The 14,542-nt window shown below is 38.0% G+C and carries 14 protein-coding genes, 1 tRNA gene and 2 pseudogenes; 8 read left to right on the top strand and 9 right to left on the bottom strand.

What is annotated here, in order from left to right; translation table 11 throughout:
- Positions 1 to 48 precede the first annotated feature (48 nt).
- Entirely contained in the window at positions 49 to 1,284 is a 1,236-nt protein-coding gene (gene yjeH / locus AADH04_RS02440; protein WP_434778666.1) for an L-methionine/branched-chain amino acid transporter, read from the bottom strand.
- A gap of 247 nt (positions 1,285 to 1,531) precedes the next feature.
- On the opposite strand from yjeH, the gene ubiU reads away from it, so the two are divergent.
- From ubiU to ubiT, 3 genes are read left to right on the top strand one after another with little or no spacing between them, the layout of a single operon-like run.
- Entirely contained in the window at positions 1,532 to 2,539 is a 1,008-nt protein-coding gene (gene ubiU / locus AADH04_RS02435) for a ubiquinone anaerobic biosynthesis protein UbiU (RefSeq protein WP_434779782.1), read from the top strand.
- Between the two features lie 3 nt (positions 2,540 to 2,542).
- Positions 2,543 to 3,466 carry a U32 family peptidase gene (locus tag AADH04_RS02430; protein WP_434778665.1) on the top strand — a complete coding sequence of 308 codons (924 nt, stop codon included), beginning with the start codon at positions 2,543 to 2,545 and terminating at the stop codon, positions 3,464 to 3,466.
- Positions 3,453 to 3,887: a ubiquinone anaerobic biosynthesis accessory factor UbiT gene (gene ubiT / locus AADH04_RS02425; protein ID WP_434778664.1), complete on the top strand. Its 435-nt coding sequence runs from the start codon at positions 3,453 to 3,455 to the stop codon at positions 3,885 to 3,887. The genes AADH04_RS02430 and ubiT overlap by 14 nt, the downstream gene beginning before the upstream one ends.
- A 141-nt stretch (positions 3,888 to 4,028) precedes the next feature.
- On the opposite strand, the gene AADH04_RS02420 is transcribed toward ubiT, so the two are convergent.
- From AADH04_RS02420 to AADH04_RS02405, 4 genes and pseudogenes are all read right to left on the bottom strand, one after another.
- A complete protein-coding gene (locus AADH04_RS02420) occupies positions 4,029 to 4,226 on the bottom strand; it encodes an ATP-binding protein (RefSeq protein ID WP_434778663.1) in 198 nt (65 codons plus the stop codon).
- Positions 4,189 to 4,536: an ATP-binding protein gene (locus tag AADH04_RS02415; protein WP_434778662.1), complete on the bottom strand. Its 348-nt coding sequence runs from the start codon at positions 4,534 to 4,536 to the stop codon at positions 4,189 to 4,191. The genes AADH04_RS02420 and AADH04_RS02415 overlap by 38 nt, the downstream gene beginning before the upstream one ends.
- Complete coding sequence (locus AADH04_RS02410; protein ID WP_434778661.1) at positions 4,484 to 4,756, bottom strand: ATP-binding protein; 273 nt, start codon at positions 4,754 to 4,756, stop codon at positions 4,484 to 4,486. Before AADH04_RS02410 ends, AADH04_RS02415 begins: the two co-directional genes overlap by 53 nt.
- A pseudogene (locus AADH04_RS02405) lies at positions 4,743 to 5,336 on the bottom strand (Mu transposase domain-containing protein); the annotation flags it as partial. The gene AADH04_RS02410 and the pseudogene AADH04_RS02405, both read right to left, overlap by 14 nt.
- A 153-nt stretch (positions 5,337 to 5,489) precedes the next feature.
- Here AADH04_RS02405 and AADH04_RS02400 point away from each other — a divergent pair.
- Positions 5,490 to 5,597: pseudogene (locus tag AADH04_RS02400) on the top strand (hypothetical protein); the annotation flags it as partial.
- Positions 5,598 to 5,720: 123 nt separating this feature from the next.
- Here the strand turns inward: AADH04_RS02400 and AADH04_RS02395 are convergent.
- Positions 5,721 to 7,085 carry a lipase family protein gene (locus tag AADH04_RS02395; protein WP_434778660.1) on the bottom strand — a complete coding sequence of 455 codons (1,365 nt, stop codon included), beginning with the start codon at positions 7,083 to 7,085 and terminating at the stop codon, positions 5,721 to 5,723.
- A complete protein-coding gene (locus tag AADH04_RS02390) occupies positions 7,085 to 7,666 on the bottom strand; it encodes a hypothetical protein (RefSeq protein WP_434778659.1) in 582 nt (193 codons plus the stop codon). The genes AADH04_RS02395 and AADH04_RS02390 overlap by 1 nt, the downstream gene beginning before the upstream one ends.
- Before the next feature lie 510 nt (positions 7,667 to 8,176).
- Here AADH04_RS02390 and AADH04_RS02385 point away from each other — a divergent pair.
- On the top strand, positions 8,177 to 8,458 hold the full coding sequence (locus AADH04_RS02385; RefSeq protein ID WP_434779781.1) for a DDE-type integrase/transposase/recombinase: 282 nt from the start codon (positions 8,177 to 8,179) through the stop codon (positions 8,456 to 8,458).
- A gap of 208 nt (positions 8,459 to 8,666) precedes the next feature.
- Here the strand turns inward: AADH04_RS02385 and AADH04_RS02380 are convergent.
- Positions 8,667 to 8,742, bottom strand: a tRNA-Asn gene (locus tag AADH04_RS02380).
- Between the two features lie 63 nt (positions 8,743 to 8,805).
- A complete protein-coding gene (locus AADH04_RS02375; protein WP_434778658.1) occupies positions 8,806 to 11,448 on the bottom strand; it encodes an Rne/Rng family ribonuclease in 2,643 nt (880 codons plus the stop codon).
- A gap of 570 nt (positions 11,449 to 12,018) precedes the next feature.
- On the opposite strand from AADH04_RS02375, the gene AADH04_RS02370 reads away from it, so the two are divergent.
- The 3 genes from AADH04_RS02370 to map all read left to right on the top strand — a co-directional run bounded on the left by AADH04_RS02370 (position 12,019) and on the right by map (position 14,541).
- The gene (locus AADH04_RS02370) at positions 12,019 to 12,966 is read left to right on the top strand and encodes an RluA family pseudouridine synthase (protein ID WP_434778657.1); all 948 of its coding nucleotides are present in this window, start codon (positions 12,019 to 12,021) and stop codon (positions 12,964 to 12,966) included.
- Positions 12,956 to 13,606: an HAD-IA family hydrolase gene (locus tag AADH04_RS02365; protein ID WP_434778656.1), complete on the top strand. Its 651-nt coding sequence runs from the start codon at positions 12,956 to 12,958 to the stop codon at positions 13,604 to 13,606. Before AADH04_RS02370 ends, AADH04_RS02365 begins: the two co-directional genes overlap by 11 nt.
- Before the next feature lie 146 nt (positions 13,607 to 13,752).
- Positions 13,753 to 14,541: a type I methionyl aminopeptidase gene (gene map, locus AADH04_RS02360; RefSeq protein ID WP_434778655.1), complete on the top strand. Its 789-nt coding sequence runs from the start codon at positions 13,753 to 13,755 to the stop codon at positions 14,539 to 14,541.
- Position 14,542 lies beyond the last annotated feature (1 nt).

Here is a 14,542-nt window from a genome sequence, read left to right as displayed (position 1 = left end):
TTTTATTATTACTATAAAAAAGCCAATACAATATTGGCTTTTTTCTGTTTATTTTTTATACATCATTATTATATAAAGCATCATAAAGGCAATAATGGCGTATAAACTGTGCCAGCCAAGCATTAGTAATAAGCCAATACACAATAAGCTGCTTACTATGGCCAGTAATTTAGATTTGTCTTCTAAAAGTTTAATGCCAGAGAGCATACAAAATAGATAAATTAATATAAAAATACCGTTGGCGTATATTAATAAACTGTCTAAAGATAAATCAATAATATGTGCCAACAAAGAAGAAAGCAAACAGCAAATCAGCACTACGGATAACGCATTTAATGGCACTTGATTTTGTGACAGCTTAGCCATTTTACTGTCAGTTTTGTTTTCTTGTGCTTGTGACCATACCAAGCGAGCAAAGCTTTGTGTATAGATATTAATACTGGCAAAACAAGCCAAATAGCCAATGATACAAGCAATCCATAAAGATTTTGGCCCAAACAGCTGAATCATAATGGCAGGGATTGAAGAAACCGCTGTTGTTTCTCCTTTAAATGTATGAAAAATAAGGATGGCAACCGTACATGCCCAATAAACACCTCCCGCAATAAGCAGCCCAATCAGTAATGCTCGAGGAAAATCACGTTTGGGGTTTTTAAATTCAGATGCTAGGTGTGCAAATGCTTCTAAACCTACAAAACACCAGAACATAACTGATAAGGCGCTAAATAGCGGTTGTAAAGAAATATCTGTAAGTGGCGTCCATGGTATTTTTGCTGGGGTGATTTTCCCACCCCACCAAATCAATATGATGAGCCCTATAATCAATAGGGCAATAATGGTTTGTAAGTTAGCACTGGCACCAGCACTTCTCATTCCTAAAAGCCAAAGAGCGAAAATGGTGCCTAGTTGAATCCAGAGTAAATGATTTGCACTGAGTCCAAAGGCAACTTGCCAAAAGCCTGATGCAATATGTAACGCTGCGGGTAAGCCAACAGGAATGACTGAAAGAAACAGCCATGCAGTTACTTTTGCCATTCGTGGTCCAAAAGCAAGCTGTACAAAATGAGCTGCACCGCCCGCATGAGGATAGTAACGTCCTAAGGTAGCGAAAGTAATGGCGATTGGAAAGACAAAAATCAATAAAATTGGCCAAGCCCAAAGGCTATCTGAGCCAGCAAACCCAGCTGCTAATGCAGGTACTGCAAATACACCCGTGCCTAAGAGGGACGTGGATAATAAGCCAACTCCTTGCCATAGACCTAATTCTTGTTTTAAGTGATTCATATTATCATTTGGTTCAGTAGGTTTAAGATAATTTAGATTTAAATTGCCAACAACGCTCAGAAAAGCATAAAAAACATCATTCCTTAATTTTAGTCATCATTTTTGAATAAAATAGACCTTTTGAACTATTGCGTTATCACATCAATCATTTGTACAATTTCTTTAGTTTTTACAATAGGCTTGATAAATCAAAACTATTTTTAAATAATTGCCTAAATCATATCTTAATTTTGGTTAAAAAATGAGTATATATACCGCGCCTGAACTGGTTTGTCCAGCAGGTAATTTGCCCGCATTAAAGGTAGCCGTTGATCACGGTGCGGATACCGTCTATATGGGGTTAAAAGACATAACCAATGCACGTAATTTTGCTGGATTGAATTTTGATTTTAAGTCAGCAACTGAAGGCATTGCTTATGCGCATAAAAAAAATTGTAAAGTATTGATGGCCATTAATACTTATGCTCAGGCGGGATTAACCCATCAGTGGCATAAAGCCATCGATACGGCATCTGAGTTGGGTGTGGATGCTGTTATTTTGGCAGATTTGGGCATGCTTGCGTATGCTCATCAAACCCATCCTCACTTGCGTTTGCATTTATCTGTGCAAGGTTCCGCAACCAATTATGAAGCCATTAACTTGGCTTATGAATTATTTGGCATTCAGCGGGTGGTATTGCCCCGAGTGTTGACATTAGAGCAAGTTAAGCAGGTGACCAAGCATACGGATGTAGAAGTAGAGGTGTTTGGTTTTGGTAGCCTGTGTGTCATGGTAGAAGGGCGTTGTTTGTTGTCCAGCTACGTAACGGGTGAATCTCCTAATACCCATGGTGTATGTTCTCCTGCGAAATTTGTTCGTTGGGAACAAACGCCACAATTGATGCGCTCTCGTTTAAATAATATTTTGATTGATCAGTATGGTTCAGAAGAACCAGCAGGTTATCCGACTATTTGTAAGGGACGTTTTATGGTGCAAGACGAAACCTATTATGCTCTTGAAGAACCAACAAGCTTAAATGTAATTGATGTTTTACCTGAACTTATTAAAATGAAGGTCAGTGCCATTAAAGTAGAAGGGCGTCAACGTAGTCCTGCTTATACGGCACAAGTGACTCAAGTATTAAGAGAGGCTATTGATTTGGCAGTGAAAGACCCTGATGGATTTAAAACATCTACCAAATGGCATCAGGTGCTTGCTAAAGTTTCTGAAGGCCAACAAGCAACATTAGGCGCATATAGTCGCCCTTGGAAGTAATCGATGAACACACAATTAAAGCTTTCTCTTGGACCCGTTTTGTTTTTTTGGCCTAAACAAACGATATTGGATTTTTATGAGCAAATGGCACAAACGGCGGTGCATACCATTTATTTAGGTGAGGTTGTTTGTTCACGCCGTCAGGAAATGCGTTTTAATGATTGGATTGATTTGGCAAAGGATCTGGCCAGCTCTGGTAAAGAAATTGTTCTGTCCACACAAGTATTATTGGAAAGTGAATCTGATTTAAAACGGCTCAGAAAGTTAGTAGAGCAAGATACTTTTAAAATTGAAGCGAATGATATAGGCGCCGTTAAACTGGCAAAAGACAAAGGTATGCCTTTTATTGCTGGACAAACATTGAATATCTACAATGAAGAAACCTTGGCTTTATTTCATTCTCTAGGTGCAATACGTTGGGTTCCTCCAGTTGAAATGACCGCACAAAAACTGTCTGAATTAATGGCCTTGTCTTCTGTGCCTGTTTCATGTGAAGTTTTTGCATGGGGGCTTTTGCCACTGGCTTTTTCTGCTCGTTGTTTTACTGCGCGTCACTATAACTTGAAAAAAGATGATTGCCAGTTTAAATGCTTGGCGCATCCTGATGCATTGACTGTTTATACCAGAGAAGAGCAGGCATTTTTAACCATTAATGGCATTCAAACCATGTCCGCTGGTTGCCAGTGTTTGCTGTTTTACAGTCAACAAATGAAAGATATGGGTGTGGAAATGCTTAGGTTGTCACCACAATTAGAACATATGTCTGACATTATTCAACTGCATTTTGATTATATAAATGGGCTGATTAATAGAGAAAATATTTTAGAACAATTACACTCTTTGTCTCATCATACCTTGGTCGATGGTTATTGGAAAGGTATGGCAGGCATTTCATCTATAGGAGAGGCTTCTTATGCGCGTTCCTGATTTTGTATTGCCGAAAATAGTTGCTAAGGCTGGCTCTTTATTGCCAGCAACTCCGCCTCAATATGTTTTAGTGATGATATTAAATCAGCTCTTGAAAAAGGGGATATTACCTGCTGATATGTCTTTGTTGGCAGATCGCTCATTCGAGATCAATGTATTAGATGCGGGGTTAACGTTGAGTTTTGGCGCCAATGAAGAGCGCTTTTTTGTGACGAGTAAAGTTACCGAACCAGATTTACGTTTTAGTGCCAATACTGCTGATTTTGCTCGAATGATGTTACGAGAAGAAGACCCTGATACCTTGTTTTTTAATCGAAAACTACAAATAGAAGGTGATACTGAGCTTGGCTTGATTATTAAAAATTTATTGGACAGCATTGATTGGTCTGGTATACCAATAGCTCATTTTTTTGCTGGCTAAAGATCATTTTTTATGAACTATAAGTCAATAATAAGCCACTATTTTTGAGTGGCTTATTTTTTTGTTTACTTTTGTTTTTTGATCATGCTGTCAAATATAGTGCAAAATTGAGCCACAGTTATGGTTGAAAAGTGTGCCACTTTAGGAACGATTTTTAAACCTAAATGATTCATTACACATTTCAAAAATAGCACTGTGATGGATCAAACGATCAAGCAAAGCAGCGGTCATTTTTTCATCTGCAAATAACTTAACCCATTCAGAGAAAGCTAAATTAGTTGTAATGATAATACTGGTGTGTTCATGTAATTGGCTGATTAAATGGAAATAATAAAGCACCTCCTTTCTGACTAAAGGGAAGATAGCCTAACTCATCTAAAATAATCAGATTATGTTTAGTTATTTGTGGCGTGAGCTTATGTTGCTTTGTTTCATTATCTATTTCTAAACGATTAACCAAATCCAATACATTCCAGAACCGTACTTTAAATCCATCCGTAGCCGCTTTAATCCCTAGTGCTGTTGCTAAATGAGTTTTACCTGTTCCAGGGCCTCCTACAAAGATTAAATTTCGTTTCTGCTTGATATACTCACAATCAATCCAACAACCCGATTGCTGGTTGATGTAAACTACTTTGGCTAAAATCAAAGTCTGCCAATGATTTATGCTGAGGAAATCTGGCTTGGTTGATCTGATATTCAATCCGACGAGTATGTCGATAAGTTTGTTCTGCCGTCAGCAGTCTACCTAAAATATCCATTGTTGAACGTTTACGAGCAACACTATCGGTTACGATTTCATCCCAACACTCGGCCATTGCTGTAAGCTTTAATTGATTTAATAGTTCTATACAGTCATGCTTTTGCATAATTTATTTCCTTTAATAAACTGTTATAACGTTCACAATTACCTTCTGGTGTGTTTAACAGAGGAATATCATGAAGGTTAAATTTAGGGATGGCTGGTTCTGTCAAACGATGAATGATATTGAGTGCGGCTTCTACTGTTGGTAGACCTTCCTCTAATGCAATTGATGCAGCAGTCAGCTCCAGTTCTTCACCATAATCTGCAATTAAGGTTAATAACTGCACCATAGCGCGATCACCTTTAGGTTGCTTTAATAGATGTTGTTGAATTTGTTTGACTGGTTCAGGTAAATTCCAGCGAAGGAACGGTTCACCATTTCTCAATGCGCCAGGTTTTTGCTTTAAGGCAGATAAATAGTGGATAGGATGATAGGTTGTTTGGCCTTTCATGTAGCTACGTTGATGAATAGCCACACATTCATGATTAAAGAGGATCTTTATTTGAGTAGCAGTTGCCTGTAAGGCAATAATTTTACCAACCAAATGACAAGGTACACTGTATTTGTATCCATCATAACGACATAATAAAAGTGAGTTCACTCGCATTAATTCATAGTGATAGCCTTCATAAGGTTTATAAACAGATAACTCCTTTTGGGATATATAATCAGGAAATAAATTAAGGAGAATTGGATGTTCTGCCTCAATTGTAAAGATGTCACTTTAACGATGAGTGAGAGAAAAGGAATTGAAATTGATTATTGTCCGTAATTTAGAGGGGTATGGCTTGATAGGGGAGAATTAGATAAGATTATTCAAAAATCAATTCAGGAGGAAGCAGAAACGCCAGTTAGGCAGAATAACTCAACCTCGTCCCATCAGCATCATTCACATAAACCATAAAAAAAAAGAATTTCTGGTTAGAGTTATTTGATTAAATAGTCTGTATTAACGTAATAATTTTTATCATTCATCAAAAAATCTCATCTAAATAATGAGGTTTTTTTATCAGGAATCTCAAATAAATCAGGCAAATTTCATGCCACTATGCTGTTGTTGGTTCATCTGTATTTGTCTGTCCATCTCTTTTTGCTGATTCTCAATACCCAACTGATCATGCAGCTGATTGGCTGCCAATAAAGTTTGTTCAGGATTGACTTTAGAGGCTTCAATCGCATCAACAGTGGCAAAGTCACGTCTATTGGCTGAGACAGCATAAAGGACGTTCTCTTTTTCGTTAATACCAATATGAGTAATTTTATCCGCACTCATACCTTTTTCAACACAAGCATAAGTGGTTGCAGCAATCATTGGTGCTGCCCATTTACCTGCACCTTTATCTGCCAGTTGGGGGCCTAAGCTAGATTCTAACTTGGCATAAATACTCTTCACATCATTATTCATAATATCGTTTAAATCACCTTTGCCTTCTTTTTGAGCATATAAGGTTGATTTTTCTTGTGAGTGATCGATGTTGTCAGATATTATTTTTTTAAAGATCGATTTAGATGGAAAAAATGCATCTGAAACTTTATCGGCAACCTTTATATTTCTTAGTATGGGCTCTCTATTGGCCTTAATCTCATTACGGTATTCATTAATGGTAGCGGCTTCTTTTTGAGCCAATTCCTTTGCCTTAGGATTGGATAAAATAGAAGGGCCTTTTTCATTAGTGAAATTAGGCATATTATGTGCATTGTGTTTGGAGCCCATAAGATCTTTAGCGGCACGCCACATTTGATTATTACCTGGCTTTCCATCACCATAATAATGGTTTTTTAAAGATTCAATTTCTTTAGGACGAGCATAAATGACATTTCTACCAAAATGATTATTGGCCGCACTAACCACATCACCCGCCATCATATGATTGGTCACTTTACCATTGTTTTGAAAAGGGACTGTTTCTTTATTGCCATATAGATCCGTATATTTTAAACCTGCTGCACCATAAGCATTAAAGGTTTGGGCTTTTAAACCATATTCAAAAGCAGACACTTGTGCTAATGCACCTCCTAGAGAATGACCTGTAACGGTTATTTCAGGAGCTTTACCAAATTCTTTTTCGTGATCTTTTGCGAATTTAAATGCTAACTCAGTTAATTTTAAAGCATGAGGAATTTGAGGGTTGGTAAATTTAGAGGCCATTTCATAATCGGCAGCCACATCACCTTTTTTAGAAGGTTCAGTGCCTCGATGGGCAACAATGATTTCACCAGTATCTACCCTTTGATAGATGGTTCCTTGATAGTCAGTTTTTTTATCTGATGAGTGCGCTAATACTTTGTACTCTGTGCCATTTATCATGTATTTGCTACGAACATTGAAGTTTGCTTGCTCTTTATACGCGAAATCAGCTAGATCAGCATATTGTTGTTGCGTGATGGCCATTATTTTAACTCCTCTAATTCAATATCAAAGGTAAAGTATTCTTCTGGTTTGAATCGTTCTTTTTTAAGCTTTCCTTGGCTTAATGCCCCAGCAAAATCTTCAATTGTTGGATATTTTTCTTTCAAATGATTCAGTTCAATTTTTTTAGTTTGTAAATCTTTTTCGGTGATAGATGCCTCAAACAGAGTATCTTTATCAGATCCTGTGGCAGTAAAGGCCGCGTCAACTCCCCAGAACTCCCATTTGCAGATACCCTGCCCATAGTAGTCTTCATCTTTCATTGCATCTACGTAAAAATCACCTTGATACTTGTTGTCTGCAATTTTTTTAAACTGGAGGGGAATATGTTTATCTGGATGCCCCGAAGCCTCTGGTGTATTGTCTAGAATATAGGAGCAGTTTTGCACACCATAATGGGCAAAGGATTCAAACTTATCCAAAGGACCTGGAGCATTTTTGATGGTAATGGTCATTTGATAATGCTGTTGAGGATTTGGATTCAGTTGGAAACGTTTTTCTTCTGCTTCTTGAGTAGAGACCGGTAAAGTCCGTTCTCCATTATTGACTTCATTTTGATTCATAAGTGTATTCCTATTGTTACAGCCTGTCAGGAGCAATAAAGAGAGAGAGAAACAAAAAAATAATGAACGCACTATATGTCCTTTAAATTTAAGGCATTTTAAATTGATGAAACATGGTAGCTTTTTTTATGCTAAAAAGCAATGCAAAATGAATGAGCGTTTTATGGTAAGATGCGCTCGAATATTTTTTGGGGGGATGTATAAAATATGGAACAATCAACTGCTATGATACTGTCAAATTAATGGTATGAAGTTTATTATTCAGTTATGAAACCACAAAATATTTACCGTTGCCATCGTTTTTTAGCAGTGATCATGAGCCATTGTGTGTGCTTATATTATCGTTTTAGTCTTAGCTTTTTTAGAGATATTGAACTAATGATAGCTGAAAAAGGATGAGTTGATCACTTATGAAAGTATTCGCCTTTGGTATTTGAAATTTGGTAAGGTATTTTCTAAGAAACTAAAAGCTAGGCACTATGGTGATCAATGGTTCCTATATAAAGTTATATAAAGCCCTCTACTGAGCTATTCCCTTCAGCCATCCATACGAAAAATAAAGGGGAAAATAATCGAGCCGAAAATTCGCATCAGGCCACCCGATTGAGAGAAGGTAAAATGAGGAAATTCAAATCTATTAAACAAGTTCAACCGTTTCTAGCAAACTTTGGTACGGTCTATGACTTTTTTAAACTGGATCGCCACTTGGTATCAGCAAAAACCTTCAGAGTTCAAGTCTCACGTCGGCTGAAAATTTGGGAGGAAATCACTCAAGTTGCGACCTCAGGATGATAAAGCTCAAACATGATTTAGCTTTCTTTAATCTGTACTCATTAACTTGACAGTATCCAAAATAAAAATTAATGATAAAAAATATGTGATTTTTATCTATTTATTTGATTTATATATATAGAAAATATTTTATTTTTGGTTTGAAGTAAGCAAAGATATACAGAAAGAAAATAGAGCCTATATAAAATATAGGCTCTATTTTAAAATCTGGCTCCCCGACCTGGGCTCGAACCAGGGACCTGCGGATTAACAGTCCGTCGCTCTACCGACTGAGCTATCAGGGAATGAGGGCGAATTTTATGGGCTAAACGATGCTTTGTCAAGCCCATAAGGTCGTTTTATTTGGTTTATTTACGCGTTTCCACTTGTTGCAATTGAATAGGGGTTTCGTCTTCTGGTTCGATTTGAGTACAATCTTTTCGACGTAATCCTGTTAATTCAATTTGTGTTTCAGTTTGTTCTTGTTGTGCCAACTCTGGACGCGTTTGAACCAACACTAACTCACCTAAATCAATTGATTCAGGATTAAATATAAATGGTTTAGAAGGTTCAATGACAATAGTTTCTGTTTGAGCAATCACAATGGTTTCTTCATGCACAGTAAACGATTCATTTGAACCGTCATGTTGCGCAACTGTTTGAGTTATTGTTTCAGTTACGGTTTGAATTGACTCAACAGCTGCTGTTCTGACAGCAAACACACGATTGGCTGCTTCGCGAACAAGGTCTGCTGCTTTATGAATATCCACAGTTTGGTTATCTGCTTTTTGACTTGGAGTAGCAGCAACTTGTACTGGTTGTTCTTCTTGAATCACTTCTGCTTTGGCTAAAATGCCTGTAACTGGTTTTGCCTCTTGTGGTAGTGCAGTAGCCGAGTTTATAGGTGTTTCAATTGCGTTTTCGGTATGTTGCATTGTAGTCGTATTGTCTTTAACCACATCTTTGCGATCACGACGGTTATTGCGGCGACGACGGTTTTGAGTTGTACCCGTTTCTTTTTCTGTAACGTTTTTATTCTCCGCAACAATGGCATTGGTTTGGTTATTGGCTGTTTCTTTGTTTTCAGCTTCTATATTTTCTTTAATGCGATTGTTTTTTGTCTGGCGGTTATTATTGCGTTGACGCGGTTCGTTGCGCACATTTTTTGTGTCGTCTTTTTCAACTTCATCAGCTTTGCTTTTATTTGGGGCTGTTTGATTGTTGGTACGCGTCTTGTTTTCAGCCTGATTAGGTCTGCGATTGTTGTTGCGATTTTGATTGTTGCGTCGGTTATTTTTGTTTGGAACCGGTTTTTTTTCAGGAACGGGCTCTTCACTTGCAAATAGGTTTTTTAACCAAGCACCTAAGCCACCAAAAAGGGAGGTTCTTTGAGCTTGTTCAATAGGGGCAGGTTGTCTTGGTGTCACCCCTTTAATCGCTGCGTCTTGTTGCTCTGATTTAATTTTATCGGCTGCTTTGCTTTGTGCTTCTTCTTCCTCTGGTTTTTCAACACGTTTATAGCTTGGGGCAGCATGTTCATCTACATCATCAGCACGAACACGATTGACGTTATAGTGCGGTGTTTCTAAATGAATGTTTGGAATCAAAACAACGCTGACGCCTAAACGGTCTTCCATACTGAAAATTTCTGCACGTTTTTCATTTAAGAGGAAGGTTGCGACTTCGACAGGTACTTGAGCATGAATTTCTGCCGTATGTTCTTTCATGGCTTCTTCTTGCACAATACGCAGAATATGTAGAGCAGAAGACTCAATACCACGAATAAAGCCTGTGCCATGGCAACGAGGGCAGGAGATATGGCTGCTTTCACCTAATGAAGGGCGTAGACGTTGGCGTGAAAGTTCTAACAGACCAAAACGGGAAAGTTTATCTACTTGAACACGAGCGCGGTCATAACGTAAAGCAGAACGTAAAGTTTGTTCCACTTCGCGTTGGTTTTTTTGGTGTTCCATATCGATAAAATCGATGACAACCAAACCACCTAAGTCACGTAAACGTAATTGACGGGCAATTTCTTCGGCTGCTTCCACATTGGTTTTAAAAGCGGTATCTTCAATATCTGCCCCACGCGTAGAGCGAGCAGAGTTGACATCAACCGAAACAAGCGCTTCGGTGTGGTCAATCACAATGGCGCCACCAGAAGGTAGGCTGACGCTACGAGAGAAAGCCGATTCAATTTGGTGTTCAATTTGGAAACGGCTAAATAAAGGGGTATGGTCTTTATATAGTTTAATTTTATTTAAGTTTGCCGGCATTACATTGGCAATGAATTCACGTGCATCTTCGAAGACTTCTTCTGTATCAACTAAAATTTCACCAATATCAGGTTGGAAATAGTCACGCAATGCGCGTACAACCAAGCTGCTTTCTTTTAGTAAGAAGGCAGGTGCTTGACGGGCTTTACCTGCCGCATCAATAGCATTCCATAATTGAAGTAAGTAGTTAAAGTCCCAGTCTAATTCTGATACGCTGCGTCCAATACCTGCTGTACGGGCGATTAGGCTCATACCATGAGGGACAGACAATTGTGCCATGGCTTCTTTTAGCTCTTGACGCTCATTGCCTTCAATTCTGCGTGAAACACCGCCTCCACGAGGATTGTTGGGCATTAATACCAAGTAGCGTCCAGCTAAGCTTACAAAAGTGGTCAGAGCGGCGCCTTTGTTACCACGTTCATCTTTTTCAACCTGAACAATAACATCAAGGCCTTCATGTAATACTTCTTGAATTTTGGCTCTGCCGCCAGTGTAATCTTGGAAATAGGTACGAGAAACTTCTTTGAAAGGTAAAAAACCATGACGGTCAGTGCCGTAGTCAACAAAACATGCTTCTAATGAGGGTTCAATACGGGTGATTGTTCCTTTATAGATATTGCCTTTACGTTGTTCTTTTCCGATGGTTTCGATATCAAGATCAATAAGATTTTGACCATCAACAATGGCAACTCTAAGCTCTTCAGCTTGAGTGGCATTAAATAACATTCTTTTCATTTGCTATATAACCTCGTTATTGCACACTCACAAGGTTAGTGTAATCAGTATTTGACCGTCTTTATTTACCTAGCTTAGGCAAAATTATAGAAATACTCAGATAAAATTCTGGCTATGGTTCTATAAAAAGCGCACTAAATGTGCGGCCTTAAATTTACGGTTTTTAAAGGCGTTTTATCCTAAAGAAGTATTTGTTTAAAAAGAACAATTCTGCCAAGGGTACTTATTTTGATTGATTGCTAAATAAGTTAAGCAGCGTATATATAAAGGTTTTTAGCCATCTTCTTTTTTTCTCAAACTTAATCTTATGCCTTGATGCTGCATTAATAAATGTCTTACGACGGGCCAGTTTAAGCTGAGTGGGTCAAACTTAATTACAAATACACAGGCCAATAGGCTTTATATTCGCCTGTGAAAAAATCTCTTTGAGTGCACTTTATGTTTAAATGCGATAACATCTCTATTTTTAGGGCTTTAGCCCTCGTAAAATATGCGCAACTAAAATTTATTGGCGCGTTTTTATTGAGTCATACTCAAACCTGATAAACAGGTGCAAGGATTATAAGCAAGATGACGCTAATTAGCAAAGACTTAGTGAATTTTTTATCAATTACTTCTGAAGATGAAGGGCAGCGGCTGGATAATTTTTTATTCAGAGTATTAAAAGGCGTGCCTAAAAGCCATATTTATCGAATTATTCGTTCTGGGGAAGTCAGGCTAAATAAAAAAAGAGCGAAGGTGACAGATCGATTAAATAATGGTGATGAAATCAGAATTCCGCCTATTCGAATTGCACACAAAACCGATACACAAAAATTTATACCCAATAGACAATTTTCAGTGGTGTATGAAGATGATTTTTTGCTGGTGATTGATAAACCTGCAGGTGTGGCAGTACATGGGGGCAGTGGTGTCAATTTTGGGGTGATTGAACAATTACGAAAAAATAGGCCACAGGCACGTTATTTAGAGTTGGTGCATCGGCTGGATCGAGAAACTTCAGGTTTGTTGATGATTGCAAAAAAGCGATCAACTTTGGTGAAATTACATGAGTATTTACGTCAACATACACCTAAAAAGGAATATATAGCTTTAGGGGTCGGTCAGTGGAATCCATCTGATAAACATGTCAAGTTGCCATTATTTAAGTTTCAAAATACTCAAGGTGAAAAATTTGTTAAGGTTGATCAGAACAAAGGTCAATATGCCCATACTGTGTTTGAACCGATGACATCTTTTGATGATTTTACTTTATTGAATATTACTCTTAAAACAGGACGAACCCATCAAATTAGGGTACATATGCAAGCATTAGGACACCCTATTGCGCATGATGAAAAATATGGTGATTTTGAACTCAACAAGCAATTGGAAAAACAGGGTTTAAAAAGGATGTTTTTACATGCACATTCGTTAACTTTACCCCATCCTGTTTCTGGTGAAGAAGTGGTATTTCATGCGCCTTTACCTCAGGAGCTTTTGGATTTTTTGGAGACATTAAAGAAAAATGAACAATAAACGCTTTGAGCTGATTATTTTTGATTGGGACGGTACATTGATGGATTCTACCCGTACCATAACTCAAGCGATTCAGGCTTCGTGCCGTGAATTAGGGTTTCGTAGCCCTTCTGATAAAGCTGCTCAGGATGTTATTGGGTTGAGTATTACTGAGGCGTTTAAAGTGGCTTGTCCTGAGGCAACTGTTGATGATTACCCAAAATTGATTGCTGCGTATCAGAGGCATTTTGGACAAGACCAAATTCCTTTATTTGATGGTGTTTTTGATGGGTTGAATCAATTACAGCAAATGGGGTTCTTTTTAGCTGTTGCTACAGGTAAAGGGCGAACAGGCTTAAATACGGCTTTAGATAAAAGCAATACACGCACTTTATTTGATACCACCAGAACCGTCACTGAATGTGCGTCTAAACCAAACCCAGAAATGATTTTTTCAATTTGTGATGAATTAAGCATTGCCCCAAATAAAGCTTTAATGGTTGGAGACACAACTTATGATTTACAAATGGCGCATAATGCAGGGGCATATGCTGCCGCTTTAACAACAGGCGCACATAATGAAAGCCAATTGGCTCAGGTGCCTTATCTGAGTTTAAATCATAGTTTTCATGATTTTTTAGGTTGGCTTGTGCAGCAATAAATACATAAAGTGATTTGTTTTGTATTTTGCATAATTTATAATGGTGTTTTCAAATAAATTTAAAGATAGGAGAAATAATAAAAATAATCATCCTGTTATTTTTATTATTTCTGGTGAACTGAAGTTAAGGTTCAAGAAAGGTTCAGATGAGTACAGGAATTACCCTTAAAACAGAAGAAGAAATTGCTTATGCACGTATAGCAGGTAAATTGGCTGCTGATGTATTGAATATGATTAAGCCTCATGTCAAAGCGGGCATCAGCACGGAAGAGCTGGATCAAATATGTCATGACTACATTGTTAATGTACAACAAGCCATTCCTGCCAATATTGGTTACCATGGTTTTCAACACACAATTTGTGCTTCAGTAAACCATGTTATTTGTCATGGTATTCCGTCTAGTAAAGTATTAAAAGATGGTGATATTGTTAATATTGATGTTGCCTTGATTAAAGATGGCTGGTATGGCGATACAAGTCGTATGTATTTTGTGGGCGAACCGAGCATTCTTGCTCGTCGGCTTGTTTATACTACATATGAGGCGATGAGGGCTGGTATCTTACAAGTGAAACCTGGTGCAACATTAGGTGATATTGGTTATGCCATTCAAACCGTTGCTCATGAAGCAGGGTTTAGTGTGGTGCGCGAGTATTGTGGTCATGGTATCGGGCAAATTTATCATGATGAACCTCAGGTTTTACATTATGGTCGCCCAAATGAAGGCTTGAAACTTGAAAAAGGGATGATGTTTACCATTGAACCTATGATTAATGCGGGTAAAAAAGAGGTGAAACATTTACCTGATGGTTGGACAGTGGTGACTAAAGATCGCTCTCTTTCTGCTCAATGGGAGCATATGGTGGTGGTCACAGAAACAGGATTTGAGGTTTTAACCCCTTGGCCTGATGGTGTAGGCGATTATCCAGCAATTTAGC

Source organism: Neisseria sp. Ec49-e6-T10, assembly GCF_051132615.1.
In the GTDB taxonomy this organism is placed as follows: domain Bacteria; phylum Pseudomonadota; class Gammaproteobacteria; order Burkholderiales; family Neisseriaceae.
This window is presented reverse-complemented; position numbering and strand designations above follow the sequence as displayed.